The sequence below is a fragment of the Halomonas sp. B23F22_20 genome, assembly GCF_043496985.1.
Lineage (GTDB): Bacteria > Pseudomonadota > Gammaproteobacteria > Pseudomonadales > Halomonadaceae > Halomonas.
In genome coordinates this window covers 62,425-85,740 of the sequence record NZ_JBIEKH010000019.1, presented here as the reverse complement: position 1 = coordinate 85,740, position 23,316 = coordinate 62,425, and the positions used below count along the sequence as shown (strand labels likewise).

General features: G+C 68.8%; 24 protein-coding genes. 16 read left to right on the top strand and 8 right to left on the bottom strand.

Going from position 1 to position 23,316, the window contains the following annotated elements; translation table 11 throughout:
* Nucleotides 1-266, top strand: a 266-nt coding sequence (locus ACGTN6_RS15960) for a transketolase-like TK C-terminal-containing protein (RefSeq protein ID WP_394593428.1), incomplete at its 5' end; no start/stop codon positions are given.
* A gap of 234 nt (nucleotides 267-500) precedes the next feature.
* Here the strand turns inward: ACGTN6_RS15960 and ACGTN6_RS15955 are convergent.
* The 3 genes from ACGTN6_RS15955 to ACGTN6_RS15945 all read right to left on the bottom strand — a co-directional run bounded on the left by ACGTN6_RS15955 (nucleotide 501) and on the right by ACGTN6_RS15945 (nucleotide 2,662).
* A complete protein-coding gene (locus ACGTN6_RS15955) occupies nucleotides 501-1,553 on the bottom strand; it encodes a class I fructose-bisphosphate aldolase (protein ID WP_394593425.1) in 1,053 nt (350 codons plus the stop codon).
* A 225-nt stretch (nucleotides 1,554-1,778) separates the two neighbouring features.
* Nucleotides 1,779-2,162 carry an Hsp20/alpha crystallin family protein gene (locus ACGTN6_RS15950; protein WP_394593423.1) on the bottom strand — a complete coding sequence of 128 codons (384 nt, stop codon included), beginning with the start codon at nucleotides 2,160-2,162 and terminating at the stop codon, nucleotides 1,779-1,781.
* A gap of 32 nt (nucleotides 2,163-2,194) precedes the next feature.
* Nucleotides 2,195-2,662 carry an Hsp20/alpha crystallin family protein gene (locus ACGTN6_RS15945; protein ID WP_394593420.1) on the bottom strand — a complete coding sequence of 156 codons (468 nt, stop codon included), beginning with the start codon at nucleotides 2,660-2,662 and terminating at the stop codon, nucleotides 2,195-2,197.
* A gap of 181 nt (nucleotides 2,663-2,843) precedes the next feature.
* On the opposite strand from ACGTN6_RS15945, the gene ACGTN6_RS15940 reads away from it, so the two are divergent.
* The 5 genes from ACGTN6_RS15940 (at nucleotide 2,844) to ACGTN6_RS15920 (ending at nucleotide 8,097) form a co-directional block, all read left to right on the top strand.
* Entirely contained in the window at nucleotides 2,844-3,878 is a 1,035-nt protein-coding gene (locus ACGTN6_RS15940) for a type I glyceraldehyde-3-phosphate dehydrogenase (protein WP_394593417.1), read from the top strand.
* A gap of 37 nt (nucleotides 3,879-3,915) precedes the next feature.
* On the top strand, nucleotides 3,916-5,079 hold the full coding sequence (locus ACGTN6_RS15935) for a phosphoglycerate kinase (RefSeq protein WP_394593414.1): 1,164 nt from the start codon (nucleotides 3,916-3,918) through the stop codon (nucleotides 5,077-5,079).
* A gap of 74 nt (nucleotides 5,080-5,153) precedes the next feature.
* Nucleotides 5,154-6,218, top strand: a complete 1,065-nt coding sequence (fba, locus tag ACGTN6_RS15930; protein ID WP_394593412.1) for a class II fructose-bisphosphate aldolase — start codon at nucleotides 5,154-5,156, stop codon at nucleotides 6,216-6,218.
* 50 nt (nucleotides 6,219-6,268) lie between these two features.
* Nucleotides 6,269-6,577: a hypothetical protein gene (locus ACGTN6_RS15925; RefSeq protein ID WP_394593410.1), complete on the top strand. Its 309-nt coding sequence runs from the start codon at nucleotides 6,269-6,271 to the stop codon at nucleotides 6,575-6,577.
* Nucleotides 6,578-6,717: 140 nt separating this feature from the next.
* On the top strand, nucleotides 6,718-8,097 hold the full coding sequence (locus ACGTN6_RS15920) for an SLC13 family permease (protein ID WP_394593407.1): 1,380 nt from the start codon (nucleotides 6,718-6,720) through the stop codon (nucleotides 8,095-8,097).
* 9 nt (nucleotides 8,098-8,106) lie between these two features.
* Here the strand turns inward: ACGTN6_RS15920 and ACGTN6_RS15915 are convergent, their stop codons facing one another.
* Entirely contained in the window at nucleotides 8,107-8,922 is an 816-nt protein-coding gene (locus ACGTN6_RS15915; protein ID WP_394593405.1) for a helix-turn-helix transcriptional regulator, read from the bottom strand.
* 147 nt (nucleotides 8,923-9,069) lie between these two features.
* Here ACGTN6_RS15915 and ACGTN6_RS15910 point away from each other — a divergent pair, with 147 nt between their 5' ends.
* Nucleotides 9,070-10,542 (top strand): alanine/glycine:cation symporter family protein, encoded by a 1,473-nt coding sequence (locus ACGTN6_RS15910; protein ID WP_394593403.1) that lies wholly within the window; start codon nucleotides 9,070-9,072, stop codon nucleotides 10,540-10,542.
* 52 nt (nucleotides 10,543-10,594) lie between these two features.
* Nucleotides 10,595-11,611 carry an asparaginase gene (locus tag ACGTN6_RS15905; RefSeq protein ID WP_394593401.1) on the top strand — a complete coding sequence of 339 codons (1,017 nt, stop codon included), beginning with the start codon at nucleotides 10,595-10,597 and terminating at the stop codon, nucleotides 11,609-11,611.
* Between the two features lie 12 nt (nucleotides 11,612-11,623).
* Here the strand turns inward: ACGTN6_RS15905 and ACGTN6_RS15900 are convergent, their stop codons facing one another.
* Complete coding sequence (locus ACGTN6_RS15900; RefSeq protein WP_394593399.1) at nucleotides 11,624-11,902, bottom strand: DUF4235 domain-containing protein; 279 nt, start codon at nucleotides 11,900-11,902, stop codon at nucleotides 11,624-11,626.
* Nucleotides 11,903-12,065: 163 nt separating this feature from the next.
* On the opposite strand from ACGTN6_RS15900, the gene ACGTN6_RS15895 reads away from it, so the two are divergent.
* The 6 genes from ACGTN6_RS15895 to ACGTN6_RS15870 all read left to right on the top strand — a co-directional run bounded on the left by ACGTN6_RS15895 (nucleotide 12,066) and on the right by ACGTN6_RS15870 (nucleotide 17,841).
* Entirely contained in the window at nucleotides 12,066-13,097 is a 1,032-nt protein-coding gene (locus ACGTN6_RS15895; RefSeq protein ID WP_394593397.1) for a sodium:calcium antiporter, read from the top strand.
* Between the two features lie 149 nt (nucleotides 13,098-13,246).
* Nucleotides 13,247-13,933: an HAD-IA family hydrolase gene (locus ACGTN6_RS15890; RefSeq protein WP_394593394.1), complete on the top strand. Its 687-nt coding sequence runs from the start codon at nucleotides 13,247-13,249 to the stop codon at nucleotides 13,931-13,933.
* Nucleotides 13,934-14,052: 119 nt separating this feature from the next.
* Nucleotides 14,053-15,072 (top strand): LacI family DNA-binding transcriptional regulator, encoded by a 1,020-nt coding sequence (locus ACGTN6_RS15885; protein ID WP_394593392.1) that lies wholly within the window; start codon nucleotides 14,053-14,055, stop codon nucleotides 15,070-15,072.
* An 84-nt stretch (nucleotides 15,073-15,156) separates the two neighbouring features.
* Nucleotides 15,157-16,140 (top strand): sugar kinase, encoded by a 984-nt coding sequence (locus ACGTN6_RS15880; RefSeq protein ID WP_394593389.1) that lies wholly within the window; start codon nucleotides 15,157-15,159, stop codon nucleotides 16,138-16,140.
* A 10-nt stretch (nucleotides 16,141-16,150) separates the two neighbouring features.
* Nucleotides 16,151-17,131 carry a 2-hydroxyacid dehydrogenase gene (locus ACGTN6_RS15875; protein ID WP_394593387.1) on the top strand — a complete coding sequence of 327 codons (981 nt, stop codon included), beginning with the start codon at nucleotides 16,151-16,153 and terminating at the stop codon, nucleotides 17,129-17,131.
* Between the two features lie 26 nt (nucleotides 17,132-17,157).
* The gene (locus ACGTN6_RS15870) at nucleotides 17,158-17,841 is read left to right on the top strand and encodes an HAD-IA family hydrolase (RefSeq protein ID WP_394593384.1); all 684 of its coding nucleotides are present in this window, start codon (nucleotides 17,158-17,160) and stop codon (nucleotides 17,839-17,841) included.
* Nucleotides 17,842-17,909: 68 nt separating this feature from the next.
* Here the strand turns inward: ACGTN6_RS15870 and ACGTN6_RS15865 are convergent, their stop codons facing one another.
* Nucleotides 17,910-19,316, bottom strand: a complete 1,407-nt coding sequence (locus ACGTN6_RS15865) for an APC family permease (protein WP_394593382.1) — start codon at nucleotides 19,314-19,316, stop codon at nucleotides 17,910-17,912.
* A 121-nt stretch (nucleotides 19,317-19,437) separates the two neighbouring features.
* The gene (locus tag ACGTN6_RS15860; RefSeq protein WP_394593380.1) at nucleotides 19,438-20,850 is read right to left on the bottom strand and encodes an aminotransferase; all 1,413 of its coding nucleotides are present in this window, start codon (nucleotides 20,848-20,850) and stop codon (nucleotides 19,438-19,440) included.
* Nucleotides 20,851-20,952: 102 nt separating this feature from the next.
* On the opposite strand from ACGTN6_RS15860, the gene ACGTN6_RS15855 reads away from it, so the two are divergent.
* A complete protein-coding gene (locus ACGTN6_RS15855) occupies nucleotides 20,953-21,810 on the top strand; it encodes a helix-turn-helix transcriptional regulator (RefSeq protein WP_394593378.1) in 858 nt (285 codons plus the stop codon).
* 50 nt (nucleotides 21,811-21,860) lie between these two features.
* Nucleotides 21,861-22,235: a translation initiation factor Sui1 gene (locus tag ACGTN6_RS15850; protein ID WP_394593376.1), complete on the top strand. Its 375-nt coding sequence runs from the start codon at nucleotides 21,861-21,863 to the stop codon at nucleotides 22,233-22,235.
* A gap of 199 nt (nucleotides 22,236-22,434) precedes the next feature.
* Here ACGTN6_RS15850 and ACGTN6_RS15845 read toward each other — a convergent pair whose 3' ends face one another.
* Nucleotides 22,435-23,313, bottom strand: a complete 879-nt coding sequence (locus ACGTN6_RS15845) for an NAD-dependent protein deacetylase (RefSeq protein WP_394593373.1) — start codon at nucleotides 23,311-23,313, stop codon at nucleotides 22,435-22,437.
* Nucleotides 23,314-23,316: the final 3 nt, after the last annotated feature.

Below are 23,316 nucleotides of genomic sequence, written 5' to 3'. Positions count from 1 at the left end.
TGTCGATGCCCTCCACCGATGTCTTCGACGCCCAGGACGCCGCCTACCGCCAGGCCGTGCTGCCGGCGGAAGTCGGCAACCGCATCGCCGTCGAGGCCGGCCATCGTGACGTCTGGTACAAGTACGTGGGCCTGGAAGGCCGCATCGTCGGCATGAGCACCTTCGGCGAGTCCGCCCCGGCCGGCGACCTGTTCGAGCACTTCGGCTTCACCGTGGACAACCTGGTGGCCGAGGCCGAGCAGCTGCTGGACGACGCTGACGACTGATCGCCGCGTCTCGGCACACGACAAAGGGCACGGCATTCGCCGTGCCCTTTTTGCTGGTTCTTCGCATACCGGCGGGAATGCTTGGCGGCCTGCCACTTATCGTGGGAGCGCACTTCAGTGCGCGATGGCGCCGTTAGGCGCCCGATGAGATCCAGAACCCCAACTTCTCGCGCAACGAGTTGCGCTCCCACATCTCTCCGCCGGCTTCTCGAGCCGATCCGACGAGCCGCCCGCTCAGGCGATCGTCACGGCGTCGTCCAGGTAGACGTCCTGGATGGCGTTGAGCAGCTCGACCCCCTCGGCCATGGGCTTCTGGAAGGCCTTGCGGCCGGAGATCAGCCCCATGCCCCCAGCGCGCTTGTTGATCACCGCGGTGCGCACCGCCTGGGCCAGGTCGCTCTCGCCGCCCGAGGCGCCACCGGAGTTGATCAGCCCGGCGCGGCCCATGTAGCAGCTCGCCACCTGGTAGCGAGCCAGGTCGATGGGGTGCTCGGTGGTCAGCTCGTCGTAGACCTTGCCATGCGTGTGGCCAAAGCCGATGTCGCGATAGCCGGCGTTGGTCTCGGCCATCTTCTGTTTGACGATGTCGGCCTTGAGCGTCGCCGCCAGGTGGATGGCCTGGCCGGTGAGATCCGCGGCGGTGTGGTAGTCGCGACCCTCGTGCTTGAAGGCCGGGTTGCGCAGGTAGGCCCACAGCACCGTGACCATGCCCAGCTGGTGGGCCCGCTCGAAGGCCTCGCTGATCTCGGTGATCTGGCGACGGCTCTCCGGGGAACCGAAGTAGATGGTGGCACCCACCGCCACGCAGCCCATCTCGAAGGCCTGCTCAACCTGGGCGAACGGCGTCTGGTCGTACACCCCCGGATGGGTCAGCGTCTCATTGTGGTTGAGCTTGAGCAGCATGGGAATGCGGTGGGCATAGCGCCGCGCCACCGAGGCCAGGCCGCCGAGCGTCGAGGCCACGGCGTTGCAGCCGCCCTCGATGGCCAGCTCGACGATGTTGGCCGGATCGAAGTAGATCGGATTGGGCGCGAAGGAGGCGCCCGCGGAATGCTCGATGCCCTGGTCCACCGGCAGGATGCTGAGGTAGCCGGTGCCGCCCAGTCGGCCATTGTCGAACAGTGCCTGCATGTTGCGCAGCACGTTCGGCGGACGATCGCCATGGGTCATCACCCGGTCGATGAAATCCGGGCCCGGCAGGTGGATCGATGCGGCCGGGATGCCCCGGCACTCGTGGGTCAGCAGGCTTTCCGTCTCGTCGCCGAGCAACTGGGCTATATCGGTCATCGCCACTCTACTCCTTGATGGCTGGCTGGTGGACTGTGATATGTGGTGCCGCCCCCCTAGCCTAGAGCAAGCGATCGCCGGCGACAGCCCACCGGCACCATGAAAGCAGCTCCCGCTTGGCCATCCCGAATCCGACTTGTCGGCGGCTCCCGTTAGGCAGGGTGCCGAGACGGCTCGATGGCAAGAGGGCGCCCCCTCCAGCGAGGGGGCGCCAGCGCCTTGGGATCAGGCCGCTCTGACGTCGATACGCCGCGGCCGGTGGGTCTCCTTCTTGGGCAGCACCAGGTGCACCACGCCGTTGTCGATGCTCGCCCGGATGGCGTCCACATCGATCTCGTGGCTCAAGGTGAAGCGGCGCGCATAGCGCTGCGAACGCACCTCGGCATAGATCGAGGTCAGCCCCTCGGGCATCTCGAGCGCCATCTCGCCCTCGAGGCTGAGCACGTTGTCGTTGACCTCGACGGTCAGCGACTCGCGCCGCACCCCGGGCATGTCGGCGATCAGGTGCAAGGCATTGTCTTCCTCGAAGATATCCACGGCCGGCAGGGCGGCATCCGAGCGCCGCTCGGCCGGCTCGTGGGACGTGTCACGCTTGATGACGTCGTTCATGTCACTCACCTCCTCTACCGGAAACACCAGTATCATGCCGCCTGGATGGTGATGCGCCGCGGTTTGAGCTCCTCACGCTTGGGCAGCACGACCTCACAAATGCCGTAGCGGAAGCTGGCCTCGGCACGCTCCGGGTCCAACCCGTCCGGCAGTGCTACGGAGCGACTGAAATCGCCTCGGGCGCGCTCGCGGCGGAACAGCGTACGACGCGCGGCGGCCTCGGCTTCGCCCGGCTCGGCGTCGGCATCACGCCGGCCACTGACCGTGAGCACGTTGTCCTGCAGGCTGATCTCGAGTTCCTCGGCAGAAAGCCCTGGCGCGAACACGTAGACCCGCACCGCCTCATCGGTGCGCGCCACGTTGATCCGCGGGAAGCTGCCACGGGGCACCGACCGGATGTCGGCGGCCTCGAGGCCGGGCCACATCTCATCGAACACTCGCCGGAACCAGTCACCGCCCGGCGCCCACTCGCTATCGAAACGCCTGAGATCTCCGAACATCTCGAACACCTCCTGTCATCGTCGTGATGACCCTCGGGCCGGGCACCGCGCCCGGCCCTCTACAGCGATAGATAGGAGCGGCCGGGCGCTTTTCAAGGCCTCGGGAGCAGCCGCGACGTCGGCGTCGAAATACGCTAGAATCGCCGGTTTGTGCCCACCGGCAGGAGTCTCAGGCAACGCCATGGCCCTACGCATCGCCATCAACGGTTACGGTCGCATCGGTCAGTGCGTGCTGCGCGCGCTGACCGAACGCGGCATGCCGGAACTGGAGGTGGTAGCCATCAACGAGCTGTCCGGCCTCGACACCATCGCCTACCTGACCCGCTACGACACCACCCACGGCCGTTTCCCCGGCCGGGTGGAGGTCGACGGCGACCACCTGGTGATCGATGGCCGCCCGATCCGAGTGCTCTCCGAGGGCGACCCGTCCGCCCTGCCCTGGGCGGCACTCGGTGTCGACCTGGTGCTGGAGTGCTCCGGCAGCTTCAAGGACCGCGCCACCGCCGAGGCCCATCTGGCCGCCGGCGCCGGTCGCCTGCTGTTCTCCCAGCCCGCCGAGAGCGACGTCGATGCCACCATCGTCACCGGCATCAACGACGCCGACCTGACCCCGTCCTGCCGGGTGATCTCCGCGGCCTCCTGCACCACCAACTGCCTGGTGCCGGTGCTCACCGTGCTCGACGAGGCCCTGGGCCTCGAGCACGGCGTGACCACCACCATCCACTCGGCGATGAACGACCAGCCGGTGATCGACGCCTACCACCAGACCGACCTGCGCCTGACCCGCTCGGCGATGCACTCCATCGTCCCGGTGGATACCGGCCTGGCACGCGGCATCAACCGCCTGATGCCGCACCTGGCCGAGCGCTTCGAGTGCCTGCACGTGCGCGTGCCGACCATCAACGTCTCGGCCATGGACCTGTCGCTGTGCGTGCGCACCGACACCACCGCATCGGCGGTCAACGCCCTGCTGCGCGAGGCCAGCGCCACCCGGCTTGCCGGGCTGCTCGGCTATACCGAGGAGCCCATGGCCTCGGTCGACTTCAACCACGATCCGCGCTCCGGTATCGTGGACGCCACCCAGACACGGGTGGCCGGCGGCCGCCTGATCAAGATGCTGTGCTGGTTCGACAACGAGTGGGGCTTCGCCAACCGCATGCTCGACGTCGCCGGCCGCATCGCCCGACTGGGCCCGGTGCCGCCCTCCGACGCCTGACTCCCCTTCGGCTTTCCCAGACGAGGAACCTGCTTCCATGAACGTGCGCAAGATGACCGACCTCGACCTCCGCGGTAAGCGCGTGCTGATCCGCGAGGACCTGAACGTGCCCGTCAAGCACGGCAAGGTGACCAGCGATGCCCGCCTGCGAGCGGCCCTGCCGACCATTCAGGCAGCGCTCGAGGCCGGCGCCCGGGTCATGCTGATGAGCCATCTGGGGCGGCCCACCGAGGGCGAGCCGGCCGAGGAATTTTCCCTGGCGCCGGTGGCCGACCACCTGGGCGGGCTGCTCGAACGCCGTGTGGGCCTGGTCAAGGACTACCTGGGCAGCGACCTCGCACTCGAGGAGGGCGAGGTCGCGCTGCTCGAGAACGTGCGCTTCAACCAAGGCGAGAAGAAGGACGACGAGGCGCTGGCCAAGCAGTACGCCGCGCTGTGCGACGTCTACGTGATGGACGCCTTCGGCACCGCTCACCGTGCCCAGGCGTCCACCCACGGCGTGGCCCGCTTCGCTCCCGAAGCCTGCGCCGGCCCGCTGCTGGCCCGTGAGCTCGAGGCGCTGGAGAAGGCGCTGGCCACGCCCAAGCGCCCGATGACCGCCATCGTCGGCGGCTCCAAGGTCTCCACCAAGCTCGAGGTGCTCAACGCGCTGTCCGAGAAGTGCGACCGGATCATCGTCGGCGGCGGCATCGCCAACACCTTCATCGCCGCGGCCGGCTACAACGTCGGCAAGTCGCTGCACGAGGCCGACCTGATCGACGCCGCCAAGGCGCTGATGGCCAAGGTCGAGATCCCGCTGCCTAGCGACGTGGTGGTAGCCACCGAGTTCTCCGACTCGGCCGAGGCCGTGACCAAGCCGGTCGACCAGGTCAACGATGACGAGATGATCCTCGATATCGGCCCGGAGACCGCCGCCAAGTTCGGCGAACAGCTCAAGGCCGCCGGCACCATCCTGTGGAACGGCCCGGTCGGCGTGTTCGAGATCGACCAGTTCGGCCACGGCACCGAGGCGCTGTCCTACGCCATCGCCGAGAGCGACGCCTTCTCCATCGCCGGCGGCGGCGACACCCTGGCCGCCATCGACAAGTACGGCATCGCCGACAGGGTCTCCTACATCTCCACCGGTGGCGGCGCCTTCCTCGAATACGTCGAAGGCAAGACCCTGCCGGCCGTGGCGGCCCTGGAAGCGGCAGCCCGCTAACCCTTACCCCTACCCAACGAGACAGGACGCGGCGCCGGCCCGCCGCGTCCCTTCACGCGATACAAGGTGACTTCATGGCACTGATCAGCATGCGCCAACTGCTGGACCACGCCGCCGAACACGGCTACGGCGTCCCGGCCTTCAACGTCAACAACCTCGAGCAGATGCGCGCCATCATGGAAGCCGCCGACGAGACCGACTCCCCGGTGATCGTCCAGGCCTCCGCCGGCGCCCGCAAGTACGCCGGCGCACCCTTCCTGCGCCACCTGATCCTGGCCGCCATCGAGGAGTTCCCGCACATCCCGGTGGTCATGCACCAGGACCACGGCACCAGCCCCGCGGTGTGCCAGCGCTCCATCCAGCTCGGTTTCTCCTCGGTGATGATGGACGGCTCGCTGGGCACCGACGGCAAGACCCCGACCGACTACGCCTACAACGTCGACGTGACCCGTCGCACCGTCGAGATGGCCCACGCCTGTGGCGTCTCCGTCGAGGGCGAGCTGGGCTGCCTGGGTAGCCTGGAAACCGGCATGGCCGGCGAGGAAGACGGCGTCGGGGCCGAGGGCAAGCTCGACCACGACCAGCTGCTGACCGACCCGGAAGAAGCCGCCGACTTCGTCAAGGCCACCCACGTGGATGCCCTGGCGATCGCCATCGGCACCAGCCACGGCGCCTACAAGTTCACCCAGCCGCCCACCGGCGACACCCTCTCCATCCAGCGCATCAAGGAGATCCACGCCCGCATCCCCGAGACCCACCTGGTGATGCACGGCTCCTCCTCGGTGCCCCAGGAATGGCTCGAGGTGATCAACCAGTTCGGCGGCGCCATCCCCGAGACCTACGGCGTGCCGGTCGAGGAGATCGTCGAGGGCATCAAGCACGGCGTGCGCAAGGTCAACATCGACACCGACCTGCGCCTGGCCGCCACCGGCGCGGTGCGTCGTTTCCTGGCCGAGAACCCGGCCGAGTTCGACCCGCGCAAGTTCCTCAAGGTCAGCACCGCGGCCATGAAGGACGTTGCCAAGGCCCGCTACGAGGCCTTCGGCACCGCCGGCCAGGCCAGCAAGATCAAGCCGCTCGGCCTCGAGGCCATGTTCCAGCGCTACGAGCGCGGCGAACTGGATCCGCGCGTCAAGTAAGCGCCCTGCCCGCCGGCCCTCGCGCCGGCGGGCACCATGCGAGCCCCGCCATGCACAACCTGTGGATCCCCGTGGTCGCCATCCTGCTCGTCGCCGGCCTGATCTTCGGCGGCCAGATGGTCTCCGATGCCAATCGCGACGACGAGATCGCCGCGCGCATCGCCGCGCGCCTCGACACTCGCGACGACATCGAGCTCATCCGCCTGCGCGAAGTAAACAAGGGCTACGGCCTGTGCGGCGAGTATCTCCGCGCGTCGCGCCCTGCCGAGCCGTTCTACTACCAGACCGTCTCTGAAACGCTGACGCTGGACGCCGAGGCCCCGCTCTACCGCGAGAACTGCGCGCGCACCGCTCGCTGAGTCGCCGGTGCCGGGCGACGCTCGTCGCTCTGCTTGCTTCCCCCTTGCTTTGCCCTTCCGGCCCGCCCGGGATGAGCGCGGATTGAGCGGTCACTCGTTCGCCTGCTAATCTCGCCGCTCTGCCCTCGCCCGGAGCCGCCATGCCCGCCGCCTCTCGCCCTTCCCTGCACCATCTCGCCAGCCTGATCGCCATCCTCGCGGTGGCCGCCTTCCTGCTGCTCTTGCCTACGGCCGCGCCGATGACCCGGGCGGCCAGCGTGATCGTGCTGTCGATCGCCCTGTGGGCGACCGGCTGGCTGCCCCAGTGGCTGACGGCGCTGGTGTTCTTCACGCTGTGCACGATGGCCGGCGTGGCGGAGACCGAGACGATCTTCGCCGGCTTCGCCTCGGCGGCGACCTGGCTGGTGTTCTCGGGCCTGGTGATCGGGGCGGCGATCCAGCACACCGGGCTCGGCACCGACATCGCCCGGCGGGTCGGCCCCCGGCTCACGGCCTCCTACCCCGGCGCGGTGGCCGGAGTGGTAGCGCTGGGCGTGGCGATGGCCTTCGTCATGCCATCGGGCATGGGGCGCATCGTGCTGATGGTGCCGATCCTCTCGACCCTGGCCGATCACCTCGGCTACGGGGAGGGCCGCCCGGGCCGCACCGGGCTGATCCTCGGCGGCATGATGGGCACCTTCCTGCCCACCTACGCCATCCTGCCGGCCAACGTGCCCAACAACGTGCTGATGGGCGCCAGCGAGGCCGTGCTCGGGGCGCCGCCTACCTACAGCGCCTACCTGTGGCTGCACTTCCCGGTGCTGGGGCTGCTCAAGGCGCTGCTCCTGATCGGCGTGATGCTGCGGCTCTATCCGGATCGCGCTCCGGGTCCCCCATGTCAGGACGAGGCCGCCGCCTCCCTGGCTCGCCCGGCCCGCCGCCTGGCCCTGCTGTTGGTCCTGGCGGTGGCGCTGTGGGTCAGCGACGCCTGGCACGGCATCTCGCCGGCCTGGATCGGTCTCACGGCGGCGCTGGTCTGCCTGTTCCCCGGCAGCGGGCTGATGCCGGCCAAGCCCCTGGCCTCGCTGAACATGGAGTCGCTGTTCTACGTCGCCGGCATCGTTAGCCTCGGGGCCCTGGCCTACCACAGCGGGTTAGGCGAGCGAGTCGCCCACGTGCTGCTCGCCGCCCTGCCGCTGGACGGCGCCGGCGATGGCACCACCTTCGGCCTGCTCGGCGGACTGGCCATGACGCTCGGCACCTTTCTCACCCTGCCTGGCGTGCCCGCGGTGCTGACGCCGCTGGCACCCGAGATCGCCGCCATCACCGGCTGGTCGCCGGAAGCGGTGACAATGACCCAGGTGGTGGGGTTCTCGACCATCCTGCTGCCCTACCAAGCGCCGCCGCTGGTGGTCGGGCTGCTGGCGGCCCGGCTGCCGCTGCGCACCGGCGCCCGGGTGTGCCTGATCATGGCCGTCCTGAGCCTGGTGCTGCTGTGGCCGCTGGATTATCTGTGGTGGCAGTTGCTGGGCCGAATCTGAGCCGTCGGCTCAGGGATAGCGGGCCCGGAACTGCCACTCGCCGGGGGCGACGTCGTTGCGGATCGCCGCCACGATCTGCGGATCCAGCGATGGATCGTCCAGGGGGTAGAGCCCGCAGCGCGCCAGCGCCTGGCGCGGGCCGAGGGTATCGGGGAGGCGCTCGTAGAGCACCCGCACGCAGCAGGGCATGCGCTCGCTGCTGTCCGCCACCCCCAGCTTGAGGCCGGTCAGCCTCGACACGTGGCTCTTGAAGCTAGGGAACAGGATGGTCTGGGTGATCTCGTGGCCGTTGAGCGATTCGTGGTCGACCAGGAATAGGCGATCGGTCAACAACAGCGCCATCCCACGATAGCGATTGTGGCAGGACCGACCTCCGGCAATGGGCGGCATGCGCTCGGTGCGCTGGTAGAGGATATCGTCGCCGTGCCGTTCCAGGCATACCAGGGTGCAAAGCACCTGGCCCGGCTGCGACATCGCCAGGTAGTACTCGTGGTAGCACCCCAGGTAGCGCGACATGCCCTGGCGCCCCTTGTCGAGCAGGCTGGCCGGGATGCCAGGCGAAGTCGCCTGCCGCGCCGGCGCTTCCCGCTCCTCGGGGCGCAGCCGCACCAGCGGCTGGAAGTCCTCGTGGGGCAACAGGATCTCGTGGACCTCGACGCCGAAGAAGTCACAGATCCGACGCATGGTGTGGTCGGCGGGCTTGTAGCGGCCACTGAGGTAGCGGTTGAACTGCGCCCGGTTGATGTCGAGCCGCCGACACACCTCGGCGATGGAGCGGTAGTAGCTACACAGCAGCCGCAGGTTGGCCGCAAAGTCGTCGTGCATGTCCCCTTCTCCCTCGGCTGGTGCAGTCTGGCGCACTCGGTGCGCCGGATAGTGCGCCAGGGCGCACCAGAGCGTCAAATCCCAGCGCCCTTGCGTCCTGCTTAAATCTCCCCGCACTTCGAATAACACCAAGATGGAGACAACCGGATGTTGGATTTCCTCAACGACCTGCTGTGGGGCAAGGTCCTGCTCGTGCTGCTGATCGCCGTCGGCGTCGGCTTCACCCTCGCCTCACGCTTCGTGCAGTTCCGCTACTTCGGCCGCATGTTCCGCATCCTCGGCGCCAGCCAGGCCTTCAAGCGCGACAAGCACGGCCACCTGAGCTCCTTCCAGGCGCTGGTGTTGTCGGTCGCCGGCCGGGTCGGCGGCGGCAACATCGCCGGCGTCGCCGTGGCCATCACCCTAGGTGGGCCGGGCGCCGTGTTCTGGATGTGGGTGGTCGGCTTGATGGGCATGGCCACCAGCTTCCTCGAGTGCACCCTGGCCCAGACCTACAAGCAGGCCGAGGGCGACGGCACCTATCGCGGCGGCCCGGCCTACTACATTTCCCGCGGCCTCGGTCGCCGCTGGAACTGGCTGGCCGGCCTCTACTCGGTGCTGCTGCTGGCGACCTTCGGCTTCGCCTTCACCGCCCTGCAGTCCTATGCCGTGGCCACCTCCTTCGGCGATGCCTTCGGCGTGCCGGTGCTCTACAGCGGCCTCGGCCTGGCCATGCTGGTGGGCCTCATCATCTTCGGCGGCATCAAGCGCATCGCCCGCATCTCGGAGTACCTGGTGCCCTTCATGGCCGGCGGCTACATCCTGATCGCGCTGGTGGTGCTGGGCCTCAACGTCACCGAGATTCCTGCGGTGATCACGCTGATCGTCAAGAGCGCCTTCGGCCTCGAGCCGGCCATCGGCGGCGGCATCGGCGCCGCCATCCTGATGGGCGTCAAGCGCGGCCTGTTCTCCAACGAGGCCGGTCTCGGCAGCGCGCCCAACGTCGCCGCCGTCGCCTATGTGCCGCACCCGGCCAACCAGGGCATCGTGCAGGCCTTCTCGGTGTTCATCGACACCGTGATCATCTGCTCCGCTACCGCCTTCGTGATCCTGCTCAGCGGCGCCTATGACCCGGCGTCCGGCAACGAGGTGGCGGGCATCGCCCTGACCCAGGCGGCACTGGCCGACCACGTGGGCGAGTGGGGCCGCACCTTCGTCAGCCTGGCGCTGCTGCTGTTCGCCTTCAGCACCATCCTCTACAACTACTACCTGGGCGAGAACAGCCTCAACTTCTTCAGCCGCCGCAACCAGAACCTGTTCAATGCCTTCCGCGTGGCCATCGTACTGCTGGTCTGCTGGGGTGCCACCACCGACCTGGGCACCGTGTTCGGCTTTGCCGACGTGACCATGGGCCTGCTGGCGGTGGCCAACCTGGTCGCGCTGATCTTGCTGTTCAAGCCGGGCCTGCGCATCCTCAAGGACTTCGACGGCCAGCGGCGCAGCGGCATCGAACAGCCGATCTTCAATGCCAAGGACCATCCGGACCTGGCGCTGGATCCACAAGCTTGGGAGCTGGAGCCCGAGGATCTGGAGCGCGCCCATCGGGCGATGGGCAATGCGCCGGCCTCCGCCCGCGACTAATGCTCCCGGCCCCGCGCGAGCGGGGCCACTCCCCCTGCCTGGAAGTCTCATCATGCGACGCCTGCTGATCCTGCATACCGGCGGCACCATCGGCATGCGACCGGGTCCCGACGGCTACGCGCCGGCCCCCGGTTTCACCGACCGCCTGATCCGCCACCTGGCCGGCCACGACGCCGGCAACCTGCCTGAGTGCCGCGTGGTCGAACTGGCACCGTTGATCGACAGCGCCGACCTAGCCCCCGCGGACTGGAACCGCCTGGTCGCCGCCCTGGCCGAGCACTGGCACGACCACGACGGCTTCGTGATCCTGCACGGCACCGACACCCTGGCCCATACCGCCTCGGCGCTGTCGTTCATGCTCGGCGCCCTCGACAAGCCGGTGGTGCTTACCGGCGCCCAGATCCCGCTGGGCGAGCCGCGCAGCGACGCGCCGTCCAACCTGGCCACCGCCCTGCTGGCGGCGGCAAACGACGCAGCCCCGCGGGAGGTGTGCATCGCCTTCCATGATCGCCTGCTGCGCGGCAACCGGGCCCGCAAGGTCCGCAGCCAGGGCTTCGACGCCTTCGATTCGCCCAACGCCTCCTGGCTCGGCGAGGCCGGCATCGACCTGCAACTCCATACGCACGAGGCCTTGCCCACCGGCACCCCGGACTTCACTCCGCTGACCTTCACCGAGGGCGCGGTGGCCCTGCTCCCGGTGCACCCCGGCCTGTCGACGGCACTGCTGGACGCGGTGCTGGCGTTGCCCACGCTGCGCGGCCTGGTGCTGACCACCTACGGGGTCGGCAACCCGCCGGGCCTGGACGGCGCGCTGATCGCCCGCCTCGCTCGAGCCACTCGGCGCGGCCTCGCCGTGCTCAACGTCACCCAATGCCACCAGGGGTGCGTCGAGCAGGGTGCCTACGCCACCGGGGCGGCGCTGAATGCCGCCGGCGTCATCCCCGGCGGCGACCTCACGCCAGAGGCGGCGCTGGCCAAATTGCAGGTGCTGATCGCCCGGGGGCTCGAAGGCGATGCACTGGCCACGGTCCTGGCGACGCCCCTGCGCGGCGAAATGTCGGCGGGCTGAGGCCTTGCCGAGCTAGCCCTTCAGGCGCTTGCGGGCCCGGCCGCGCTCGCTGCGACGGCGCGCCTCGTCGCCCAGGCGATGGCCGACCACCCGCGCGACCCCGACCATTGCGCCGCTCGCCACGCCCCAGGCCAGCGCCTCGCGCCAGCGGGTATCGCGCCGCCCCGGGTTCTCCGGCGGGGCCTTGCCGGCCGTCTTGCGATAGGCCTCCCGGGCGGTGTGCCGGGTCAAGAGACTGGCGCCGAGGACGGCGGTATAGCCGACCATCGACCAGAATATTCGCGTCTTCATGGCTTGACGGCCTCCTGGCAAAAACGGTGGAGTAGCGTGGATCGCCCGGCCCAGACCTTCCGGGTCGGCGGCGCCTTCCTAGCCTAGCGCCCACGACAGGAGTCAACATGCCAGAGGGCCACCCCACCCGGCCAATGTCCCGTTCCCCAATGGGAGACGTGCCTTGCTGACCGACCCGCCCCTCGGCCTCGCCATCGCTCTGTTCCTCGGCGCTAGCCTGGTGATCGGCGTGGCGGGCACCAAGCTGACGCACATCGTCGACGACCTGGCCGACCGCACCGGCCTCGGCGAGGCCATCGCCGGCGCCGTGCTGCTGGGCATGGCCACCTCGCTATCGGGGCTGGTGCTCTCGGTCTCGGCGGCGCTCGCCGACCACCCGACCCTGGCGATGAGCAACGCCCTCGGCGGCATCGCCGTGCAGACCCTGTTCCTGACCGTCGCCGATCTCACCCATCGCCGAGCCAATCTGGAGCACGCCGCCGCCTCCATCGGCAACCTGATGCAGGGCGGCCTGCTGATGTGCCTGCTGGCCCTGGTGCTGGTGGGCCGCTTCGCCCCGGAGTGGACCCTGTGGCAGGTGCATCCCGTCACTCCGCTGCTGGTGATCGCCTACCTGTTCGGGCTGCGACTCGCCGACCGTACCCAGAACCGCCCCATGTGGCGCCCGGCCCAGACCCGCGAGACCACGCCGGACGTGCCGGACCCGCGCGCCCAGTCACGCTCGGCGCGACGCCTGTGGCTGAGCTTCGCGGGCCTGGCGCTGGTGCTCGGCGCCAGCGGCTGGCTGCTGGAAGGGGCCGCCTCGACGATCGCCGAGGACACCGGCCTCGGGCAGTCGGTGGTGGGCGTGCTGATGACCGCGGTGGTCACCTCGCTGCCGGAGCTCGTCACCTCGGTGGCGGCAGTGCGACGCGGCGCGCTGACTCTGGCGGTGGCCGGCATCATCGGCGGCAACGCCTTCGACACCCTGTTCGTTGCCGCCTCGGACCTCGCCTACCGCGGCGGTTCGATCTATCACGCCATGCCCGACGGCGTGGCGCTGTGGGTGGCACTGTCGCTGCTGATGACCGCCATCCTGCTGGTCGGCATGATCCACCGCGAGCGCCTGGGGCCGGGCCGCATCGGCTTCGAGAGCCTGGCCATCGCCGGCTGCTATTTGGCCGGCGCGGCGATGCTGGTGGCGACCTCACGCTGACCGCCAGGCGCCGCGCACAATGTGCACCGAAAGTTGAATTGAAGAACACTGTTCACAAAATAGCGAAAATGGTCTTAAACTAAAGGTGAAGTCTGACGATGTGACACACTAACGTCATAGCTGATTGATACGCCTGCGAGGTCCCGGTGATGGCACGCCCACTCTGCCTGCTCTTCGATTGCGACGGCACCCTGGTCGACAGCGAACCGCTGTTGGCCTCGGAGATGGAAACCAGCCTCACCGCGGTGGGCCTGCCCTTCCGGGCCAGCGACTATATCGGAGAGTTCCGTGGCGCCCGCTTTCGCCACATCGTCGCCGAACTGGAGCGCCGCCACGGCGCCGTCGACGCCGACCGCCTCGAGGTGCTGGAGCGTGACATGCGCGCCAACCTCAATCGTCGCCTGGCCACTGACCTCACCCCCATCAGCGGCGCCACCGAGGCCCTGGCCACCCTCTCCGGCCACCCGATGGGCGTGGTCTCCAACGGCCCGGTCAGCAAGATCCGCACCTCACTGATTGCCACCGACCTCGAAGCCCTGTTCGGCGATTACTTGTTCAGCGCCTACGAGGCGCAATGCTGGAAGCCCGACCCCTGCCTGTACCGCCATGCCGCCGCGCTGATGGGCTATGCGCCCGAAGACTGCGTGGCCATCGACGATGCCCTGGTCGGCGTGCAGGCCGCGCTGAATGCCGGCATGACGGTCATCCATCTCAATCGCTTCCCCGATGCCGAAGAGACGCCGGAAGGGGCCATCATGATCACCAGCATGTTCCAGCTGCCCACGGTGATATCGAATCTAGAGAAGAGCCGCACCGCCGCCGTCTCCCGAGCCTGAGGCCCGGCGTCCATCGCAGCCGACGTGTCCCTGCACGACCTTCGTCTAGCGCCGGGCCGCTTGCCCATAGCAATTGCCAGGACTACGATGGGAACGTTCCCATCTTAGCGATGCCCCCCATGACAGAGTCTCCCCGTCGCGCCACCATCCTCGAAGTCGCCCGCGATGCCGGCGTCTCCAAGACCAGCGTCTCACGCTACTTCGCCGGCGAGCGCGACCGGCTGTCGCCTGACATGCAGCGACGCATCGCCTCCAGCGCCGGGCGACTGGGCTATCGCCCCAATCAGATGGCCCGCGGCCTCAAGGCCGGTCGCTCACGACTGATCGGCATGCTGGTGGCCGACATCCGCAACCCCTTCTCGGTGGCGGTGATGCACGGCGTGGAGCAGGCCTGCCGGGCGCATGGCTTCTCGCTGATGGTCTGCAACACCGACAACGACCCGGCTCAGGAGCGCGACCACCTGGCGCTGCTCGCCGCCTACCGCGTCGAGGGCCTGGTGATCAACGTCGCCGGCAGCCCCGGCAGCGAGCTCGAGGCCCTGGCCGCCCAGAGCACCCCGCTGGTGCTGCTCGACCGCGAGCTGGACGAGGTCGAGGCCGACATGGTGGGCCTCGACAACGACCAGGCCATTGATGCCGCCATCGACCACCTGCGGGCCCGGGGCTATGGCGAGCTGCTCTATGTCAGCGAGCCCGCGGCGCAGGCCAGTTCGCGCCAGCAGCGCCTGCACCGTTTCCGCGAGCGACTCGATGCCGACGGGCTGCAGGGCGAGACCTGCTGCCTGTCGCTGGATGACGCTCCGGCGCTGGAACGGGCCCTCGCCGGCTTCCTCGAACGCCCATCGCACGCGCCCAAGGCCGTGCTGTGCGCCAACGGCAACGTCACCCTGGCGGTGACCCGGGCGCTGCAGGCACTGGACGTGACGCTCGGCGAGACCGGGCTGATCGGCATCGACGAGCTCGACTGGTGCGCGTTGGTCGCGCCGGGCATCACCACCCTGGCCCAGCCGACGGAGGCGATCGGCCGAGCCGCGGTCGACAGCCTCCTCCAGCGCCTGGCCGCCCCCGAACGGCCCGCACCGTCCCGACGGACCCTCTTTACGCCCGAACTCATCGCCCGCGGCTCGACACGACGCTGATGCCACCAGGCACCACCGGAGTGCCCGGTTAACACGTCCTCGCGCCCGAATGGTAACGTTCCCAAACCACACGAGGTATTGCCCATGTCGACGCCTTCTCCCGCCCCCGAGATCCTCGCCTTCGGCGAGGCCATGACGTTGTTCGTCGCCGATGCCCCCGGCGACCTCGACGAGATCGAACGCTTCCAGCGCCGCATTGCCGGCGCCGACACCAACGTTGCCATCGGCCTGGCACGACTGGGGTTCCAGGTCGGCTGGCTGAGCCGAGTCGGCGACGATGCCTTCGGTCGCTATATCCGCCGCACCCTGGAGACCGAGGGACTGGACTGCCGCCACCTGATCACCGATCCCGCCGCCTCTACCGGCCTGGTGTTCAAGGAACGCGCCGAGGGCGGTGCAGATCCCCGCGTCGAGTACTTCCGCCGCAGCAGCGCCGCCAGCCGGCTGTCGCCGAGCGATGCCGAAGCGGTGGATTTCGCCGCCGCCCGCCATCTGCACGCCACCGGCATTCCCCCGGCGGTCTCGGCGAGCTGCCGCGAACTGTCCTGGCACATGCTCGACCGGGCCCGGCAAGCTGGTGCCAGCATCTCCTTCGACCCGAACCTGCGCCCCAGCCTGTGGGCCAGCGAGAGCGAGATGCGCGACACCCTCAACGCCATGGCCGCCAAGGCCGACTGGGTACTGCCCGGCCTCGCCGAGGGGCGCCGCTTGACCGGCCTGGAGACGCCTCACGACATCGCCAGCTTCTATCTGGAGCGTGGCGCCAAGGCGGTCATCATCAAGCTCGGCCCGGAGGGCAGCTACTACCGTGGTACCCTCGATGGCCGAGAAACGAGCTTCACCGTGCCAGGGATGGCGGTGTCCGAGGTCGTCGATACGGTGGGCGCCGGCGACGGCTTCGCGGTCGGTGCGGTCAGCGCCCTGCTCGACGGCCGTGCACCGCGTGAAGCACTCGAGCGCGGTAACCTGATCGGCGCCCTGGCGGTGCAGGTACTCGGCGACATGGAGGGCCTCCCCACCCGCGCCCTTCTCGCCGAGCTCGAAGCCAGTCTCCCCACTCCGGAATGAGGATCTCTGCATGACCAAGCGAATCGTCGTCTACCGCCGTCTCCCAGAAGACCTGCTGACCCAGTTGACGCGTGACTTCCACGTCGACGACTTCGGCCATCTGGAGGATCTCGACGATCCGGCCTTCCGCGCTGCCTTGGCCGAGGCCCATGGCCTGGTCGGTGCCGGTCAGCCGATCACCCCGACGCTGCTCGACGCAGCTCCCCAGCTGGAGGCCATCTCCAGCGTCTCGGTGGGCGTCGACGCCTATCCGGTCGAGGAACTGACGCGGCGCGGCATCCAGCTGTGCAACACCCCGGACGTGCTCACCGAGACCACCGCCGACACCGGTTTCCTGCTGATCATGGCCACCGCACGCCGGGCCGTGGAGCTGGCCGATTTCGTTCGGCGCGGCGACTGGCAGGCCTCCCTCGGCGAGACGCATTTCGGCAGCGACATCCACGGCAAGACCCTGGGGATGATCGGCATGGGCCGCATCGGCGCGGCCATCGCCCGCCGCGGCGCGCTGGGCTTCGGCATGCGCATCCTCTACTCCAACGCCTCGCCCAAGCCGGCACTGGAAGAAGAATTGAGCGCCCAGCGCCGCGAGCTCGACGCCCTGCTCGGCGAGGCCGACTTCGTGTGCGTGACGGTGCCGCTGAGCGCCGAGACCGAACGGCTGATCGGTGCGCGCGAGTTCGCCCTGATGCGCCCCTCGACGATCTTCGTCAACATCGCCCGCGGCAAGGTGGTCGACGAAGCCGCGCTGATCGAGGCCCTGAAGGTCGGGCAGATCCGCGCCGCCGGCCTCGACGTCTTCGAGCGCGAGCCGCTGCCGACGGACTCGCCGCTGCCGCACATGGCCAACGTCGTGGCCCTGCCCCACATCGGCTCGGCGACCCACGAGACCCGCCGCGCCATGAGCCAGCGCGCGGTGGACAACATCCGCCTGGCACTGTCGGGCGAACGACCGCTCAGCCCGGTCAACGAGCCGGCCACGGCTGGCGCCTGAGCCCCTTCATCTCGAACGAGGACACCATGACCGCTCCCCTCTGCCTGCTCTTCGACTCCGACGGCACCCTGGTCGACAGCGAGATCCTGCTGGCCGACGTGATGGCGGAGACGCTGCCGCGCCACGGCCTGCCGTTCACCGCCCGCCAGTACATGGACGAGTACCGTGGCGTACGCTTCCTGGCCATCGTCCAGGCCCTGGAGGCCCGCCACGGCGACCTAGACGAGGATCAGCGCCAGTCGGCGGAAGACGAGATGCGCAGGCAGATGGAGACGCGCATGCGCGCGGAGCTCCAGGCGATCGACGGCATGCCGGCAGTCCTCGAGGCGCTGGCCGCCTACCCCAAGGCTGTCGTCTCCAACGGCCCCGAGCGCAAGATCCGCTGCGCCATGGACAGCACCGGCCTGGCACCCCACTTCGGCGAACGGCTGTTCAGCGCCTATACCCTGGGCGTGTGGAAACCCGACCCGGCGCTCTATCTCAAGGCCGCCGAAGCAATGGGCCATCCGCCCGAGCGCTGCGTGGTGATCGACGACGCCGCGGTGGGCGTGGCGGCCGGGCTCGATGCCGGCATGCAGGTGGTCCACCTGAATCGCTTCCCCGAGGAGGAAACCACCCCCGAGGGCGCCATCGCCATCGGCCACGCCGGCGAGCTGCCGGCGGTGGTCGCCGAGCTGGCCCGGCGCCTCGCCCCCGCCACGCTCGACTGAATCCCATCAACGCATGGGCCCACTCCCGGCGGGGTGGGCCCTTACGTGGCGGCAGGCGTGTCGTCGCCTCAGCCCGGCACTGCCGGCTCCGCGACGGGCCGACGACGCCGCTTCTGCCGCCGCCCGAGGCCGATCATGACCTCGCCGATCGCCAGGGCCAGAAACACGCCGGCGAGGATCTTGCCCGCGTAATCCCAGTCCATCGGCTCGCCGGGGGTCACCACGAATAGCACGATGCCGGCGACCACGTGCAGCCCGACCACCGCGGCCCACAGGCAGGCCAGGCGATTGCCCAGCGGCAAGCGGAAGGGACGCGGCGCGTCGCTGCTCAGCCGCAGCTTGATGAAGGCCAGGCACATCAGCACGTAGGGCATCATGAAGATCATCGCGAAGATCGACAGCAGGGTCCAGAACAGGCCCTCGGCGGTATCGGCCACCAGGCCGTAGACCAGCATCACCAGGATGCTCACCGTGGAGGCCAGCAGCGCCGAGCCCACCGGCGTGTCATGGCGCGGATGCACGATGCCGAACACCCGGGGGAACTCACCGGCGTGGGCGGCCTCCACCGCGGCGCGATTGGTGCCCATGCTCCAGGTCACCATGTTGGTGAAGAAGGTGAAGAGCACGAAGCCGCCCACCAGGTTAGCCAGCAGGCCGCCCCAGCCCTCGTGGCCGTACATGTTGAACAGCGACTCGGCGAAGATGGTGGTGACGTCGGTCTGGTCGGTGGGCACCGCGGCCAGTACCCCGATGGTGCCCAGCACGTTGAAGGCGGCGATCAACAGCCCCGAGGCCAGCACCGCCCGGGGGATGTCGCGACGCGGCGCGACCATCTCGGCGGCGCTGCAGCAGGCAAGCTCGGTGCCCATGATGCCGTATACCATCACCCCCAGGGCGGCGATGGCCGCCGGCGAGGACGGCACGATGCCGTCCAGGGTGAAGGGGTTGGCGAAGCCCTCGTTGTAGCCGTAGCGCAGGCCGCCTACCAGCAGCACCAGCACCGAGATCAGCTTCAGCACCGCCCCGATGTTGGGCAGCCACTTGCCGATGCGCAGGCTCGCGCTGGTGCACAGCGAGGTCACCAGCGCCAGGCTGCAGCCGATGAAGATCTGCAGCCACAGGCTCATGTCGGGGAAGTAGAAGGCGCTGAGCATGCTGGCGAACAGGATGTAGACCGAGGGCATCCACAGGGCGTTGTTGACCCAGTACATCCAGGACACCCGGGCACCCCAGCGAAAGCCGAAGGCGGTGCGCACCCAGTGATAGACGCCGCCGTTGCTCGGGTAGGCGGTGCCGAGTTCCGAGGTCATCATCGCCATGGGCAGGAACAGCAGCACCAGCACGTAGGCCCACCAGAACAGGCTGGTCGAGCCCAGCGAGGCGGCCAGGGCGATCTGGTCCATGAACAGCATCGCCGAGACGGTGTACAGGGTGACGTCGCGGCACCGCAGTACCTTGTTCTTGTTGACTTCCATGAGAAAGACTCCAGCCAGGAGGAAGTTCAGCGTGACGTGCGACTCGGGCGCCGAACGCCCGAGTCGCGAAGCGGGGATGGACGAGGGGACTCGCGCGGCGGTCATGCCGCGCGAGCGGGCCTCACCAGTGCCCGGCGGCGCGCAGGTCCTCGACGGTCTCGAGGATGCTGTCGCGCAGCACGTCGACGATGACGTCGACCTCCTGGTGGGTCAGGGTCACGGCGGGGGACATGACATTGAGGTGCACGATCGGCCGCACCAGCAGGCCGCGCCGCTCGGCGCGCAGGTGGACCCATTCGCCGATGTTGAGTTCCTCGGGGAACAGCTCGCGGGTGGCCTTGTCGGCGACGAACTCCACGCAGGCCATGAAGCACTTGGCGCGCACCTCGCCGACGATCGGCAGCTCGGCCAGGGTGGCCAGGCGTTCCTCGAAGTAGCGCCCCACCTCGCGGGCCCGCGGCAGCAACGCCTCGCGCTCGATGATCTCGATGTTCTTCAGCGCCGCGGCGCAGGCCACCGGGTGACCGGAGTAGGTGAAGCCGTGGCTGAAGCAGCGCCCGGTGCCGGGCTCGGCGATCACCTCCCACAGCCGCTCGGAGAAGATGCAGGCGCCCAGCGGCTGATAGCCGGAGGTCAGGCCCTTGGCGGTGGTGATGATGTCCGGCACCACGCCGAACTCGTCCTCGGAGGCGAAGAAGTGACCGAGGCGACCGAAGGAGGTCACCACCTCGTCGGAGATGTAGAGGATGTCGTGGCGCTGGCAGACCTCCCACATGCGGCGGTGATAGCCCTCGGGGGGAATGATCACGCCGCCGGAGCCCATGATCGGCTCGGCCAGGAAGGCGCCGATGCGCTCCGCGCCGACTTCGGCGATCCTGGCCTCGAACTCCGCGACCAGGGCGTCGAGGAACTCGGCCTCGCTGCGGCCCCGCGCCTCCCGATAGGGGTAGGGGCAGCTCAGGTGGTGAATGCCCTCGGAGAGGAAGTCGAACTCCGGCGGGCGGTCGGCCTGCTTGCCGCCCAGCGACATGGTCAGGTAGGTCGAGCCATGGTAGGCGTTGATGCGGGTGATGACCTGCTTCTTCTCGGGCTTGCCGCGGCAGTTCTGGTAGAAGTGCACCAGGCGGATGGCGGTGTCGACCGCGGTGGAGCCGCCGGTGGTCAGGAACACGCGGTTCAGGTCGCCCGGCGCCAGCTCGGCCAGCTTCTCGCTGAGCTCGATGGCGCGGTCGTTGGCCATGTCGGCGAAAGAGTTGGAATAGGCGAGGCGGCGGGTCTGGTCGGCGATGGCCTCGACCATCTCCTCGCGGCCCAGGCCGATGTTGGTGCACCACATGCCGCCAACGGCATCCAGATACCGCTGACCTTCAGTGTCCTGGATATGGGCCCCTTCGCCGTCGACGATGGTCAGCGAGCCCTGCTCGCGATGATCGTCGAAGACATGGTAGCCATGCATGTAGTGCGCCTTGTCGGCGTCGGTGAGGCGGGCGTGGTCGCGATTGGAAAAACGTTTCGATTCGGTGATATTGGTCATACGCATCCTGACGGCGGCAAAGAGTGGCGGCAGTATAGGCAGCCTCCTGACGCCGCCCCCATACCCCAATTGGGTGGGGTAAGGGCGCCCCGCGCTCCTGCCTTGCCCCGGAGGCCGACCATCGCGACGCCATCGCCCCGCACGTCCGACACGCCCTCGCCAGACCTCTCGCTCACCGCGCTCGAGGGCTGGCACCGCGCCCTGGCCGAAGCCCATGCCCGGTGCCACCAACCAGGCTTCACCGAGGCCCTGATCGCGGCCATCGACTGCCTTGTACCTACCGAATCGGCGCTGGTGATCCTCGAGGACGCCCGCCAGGCACCCAGATTGCTCTATCAGCGCGGCATCCCGCCCGAGGGCCGCGACCGTATCCTCGGCCGCTACTTCTCCCGCGGCTACCTGCTCGACCCCTTCTGCCTGGCCGTCGACCAGGGCCTAGGCGAAGGCTTCCACCACCTGGCCGAGATCGCCCCAGACGACTTTTTCCGCAGCGAATACTACCGGGTCTACTACCTGGAGGCGGGCTCGGTGGAAGACTGCTACTTCCTGCTCGACCTGGCGCCGGGACAGCGCATCTCCATCTGCCTCTACCACGGCCTGAGCGCCGCGCCCTTCACGCGACATGAGCTGGACACCCTGCGCGCCCTGGCGCCCATGGTGCTGGCCCTGGGACATCGCCACTGGCAGACTGCCGACACACCGCCGGCCGACGCCTCGCCGAACCCGCTCACCGACCGACTGCGTGGCGCCTTCCAACGCTTCGGCGCCGATCGGCTCACCGAGCGCGAGCAGCAGGTGTGCCGGCTGCTGCTGCGCGGCCACTCGGCCAAGTCCAGCGCACGGGAGCTGGGCATCTCCCCGGAGACGGTGCGCATGCACCGCAAGAACCTCTACGCCAAGTTCGCGGTGAGCTCCCAGGCCGAGCTGTTCGCGATCTTCATCGACTGGATCGACCGCTGAGCCTCCCCGCTTTATCATCGGCACCACATCCGCATCGCCCAGGAGGCCCCATGGCATCCCTGCAGGACCAGCTGCGCGGCCTGGTCTACTCCACCGAACACGGCGACACCTGCCCCGACTGTCGCCAGCCGATCGCCGACTGCCGATGCGCCGAGGCCGCCGAGGAAGAACGCCTGGCGGGCCTGGACGGCATCGTGCGCCTGCGCCGCGAGACCAAGGGGCGCAAGGGCAAGGGTGTGACCCTGGTCGAAGGCGTGCCGCTCAAGGCCGACGGGCTCAAGACCCTGGCCAAGGAGCTCAAGAAGCGCTGCGGCACCGGCGGCGCCCTCAAGGACGGCGTGATCGAGATCCAGGGCGACCAGCGCGAGGTGCTGAAGGGCGAGCTGGAGAAACGAGGCTATAAGGTCAAGCTGGCCGGCGGCTAGTGGGGAAACACTGATTTATTGCTGCGCTCGATATCCTGGCCGCCGGCGGTACTCGTGCGCGAGCCCGGTCAAAATCCTCATTTACGGACATGTAAACTCCGGTTTCTGCGTTCCGGCGGCGGCCAGCCTCTCGTCGCTCGCGACATAAATCAGCGCTTCCCAGGAGTCGAAAACGTGTCGGGAGCGTCGACTTTCCGGATCAGGCCTGGTCGGCGGGACGCAGCGCCATGTCGTCCAGTCCTTCGACCAAGGCAGTCAGCCCCGTTTCGGCGCCGGCCGCCACCTTGAGCGTGTAGAGGTCGTCGGCGCGGGTGCGGCCGAGGTTGAGGCAGGCCAGTGGCTTGCCCGCCCGGGCGGCCTCGCGGGCGAAGCGAAAGCCTGAGTAGACCATCAGCGACGAGCCCACCACCAGCAGGCCATCGGCCTCCGCCACCAGTGCGAAGGCCTCGTCCACCCGCGACCGCGGCACGCTATCGCCGAAGAACACCACATCGGGCTTCCAGATGCCGTCGCCGCAGCGCGTGCAGTCCGGCACCCGGAAGCCGCCGAAGTCCGCCTCCAGGTCGGCGTCGCCGTCCGGGCCCGCCCGGGCGCCGCTATCGAGCCATTGGGGATTGCGCTCGGCCAGCTCGGCGTGCAGATCGTGGCGCATGCGCGTCGCCCCGCAGCCCATGCAGCGCACCAGGTCGGCGCGGCCGTGCAGCTCGATCACCCGCCGCGAGCCGGCCCGCCGATGCAGGCCATCGACGTTCTGGGTGATGATGCCGGCCACTCGCCCCGCGGCCTCGAGCCTAGCCAGGGCTCGGTGGGCGTCGTTGGGGCGCGCCTCCTGCAGGGCGCGAAAGCCGATCAGCGCCCGTGCCCAGTAGCGCTGGCGCGCGGCATGGCTGCCCATGAACACGCGATGCTGCATGGGCGGCGAGCGCTTCCAGTCGCCGCTGTCATCGCGATAGTCGGGGATGCCACTGGCGGTGCTGACCCCGGCCCCGGTCAGCACGGCGAGGCGCGGTGTGCTCGCCACGAAGTCCACCAGGGTCTCGAGACCGGTAGCAGGCGGGGGCACATCAATGTCGCTCATAGC

Bases quoted from the DNA above. Each gene is read 5' to 3' on its own strand.
- ACGTN6_RS15955 (WP_394593425.1), bottom strand. From the start codon at position 1,553: ATGACCGATATAGCCCAGTTGCTCGGCGACGAGACGGAAAGCCTGCTG.
- ACGTN6_RS15950 (WP_394593423.1), bottom strand. From the start codon at position 2,162: ATGAACGACGTCATCAAGCGTGACACGTCCCACGAGCCGGCCGAGCGG.
- ACGTN6_RS15945 (WP_394593420.1), bottom strand. From the start codon at position 2,662: ATGTTCGGAGATCTCAGGCGTTTCGATAGCGAGTGGGCGCCGGGCGGT.
- ACGTN6_RS15940 (WP_394593417.1), top strand. From the start codon at position 2,844: ATGGCCCTACGCATCGCCATCAACGGTTACGGTCGCATCGGTCAGTGC.
- ACGTN6_RS15935 (WP_394593414.1), top strand. From the start codon at position 3,916: ATGAACGTGCGCAAGATGACCGACCTCGACCTCCGCGGTAAGCGCGTG.
- fba (WP_394593412.1), top strand. From the start codon at position 5,154: ATGGCACTGATCAGCATGCGCCAACTGCTGGACCACGCCGCCGAACAC.
- ACGTN6_RS15925 (WP_394593410.1), top strand. From the start codon at position 6,269: ATGCACAACCTGTGGATCCCCGTGGTCGCCATCCTGCTCGTCGCCGGC.
- ACGTN6_RS15920 (WP_394593407.1), top strand. From the start codon at position 6,718: ATGCCCGCCGCCTCTCGCCCTTCCCTGCACCATCTCGCCAGCCTGATC.
- ACGTN6_RS15915 (WP_394593405.1), bottom strand. From the start codon at position 8,922: ATGCACGACGACTTTGCGGCCAACCTGCGGCTGCTGTGTAGCTACTAC.
- ACGTN6_RS15910 (WP_394593403.1), top strand. From the start codon at position 9,070: ATGTTGGATTTCCTCAACGACCTGCTGTGGGGCAAGGTCCTGCTCGTG.
- ACGTN6_RS15905 (WP_394593401.1), top strand. From the start codon at position 10,595: ATGCGACGCCTGCTGATCCTGCATACCGGCGGCACCATCGGCATGCGA.
- ACGTN6_RS15900 (WP_394593399.1), bottom strand. From the start codon at position 11,902: ATGAAGACGCGAATATTCTGGTCGATGGTCGGCTATACCGCCGTCCTC.
- ACGTN6_RS15890 (WP_394593394.1), top strand. From the start codon at position 13,247: ATGGCACGCCCACTCTGCCTGCTCTTCGATTGCGACGGCACCCTGGTC.
- ACGTN6_RS15885 (WP_394593392.1), top strand. From the start codon at position 14,053: ATGACAGAGTCTCCCCGTCGCGCCACCATCCTCGAAGTCGCCCGCGAT.
- ACGTN6_RS15880 (WP_394593389.1), top strand. From the start codon at position 15,157: ATGTCGACGCCTTCTCCCGCCCCCGAGATCCTCGCCTTCGGCGAGGCC.
- ACGTN6_RS15875 (WP_394593387.1), top strand. From the start codon at position 16,151: ATGACCAAGCGAATCGTCGTCTACCGCCGTCTCCCAGAAGACCTGCTG.
- ACGTN6_RS15870 (WP_394593384.1), top strand. From the start codon at position 17,158: ATGACCGCTCCCCTCTGCCTGCTCTTCGACTCCGACGGCACCCTGGTC.
- ACGTN6_RS15865 (WP_394593382.1), bottom strand. From the start codon at position 19,316: ATGGAAGTCAACAAGAACAAGGTACTGCGGTGCCGCGACGTCACCCTG.
- ACGTN6_RS15860 (WP_394593380.1), bottom strand. From the start codon at position 20,850: ATGACCAATATCACCGAATCGAAACGTTTTTCCAATCGCGACCACGCC.
- ACGTN6_RS15850 (WP_394593376.1), top strand. From the start codon at position 21,861: ATGGCATCCCTGCAGGACCAGCTGCGCGGCCTGGTCTACTCCACCGAA.
- ACGTN6_RS15845 (WP_394593373.1), bottom strand. From the start codon at position 23,313: ATGAGCGACATTGATGTGCCCCCGCCTGCTACCGGTCTCGAGACCCTG.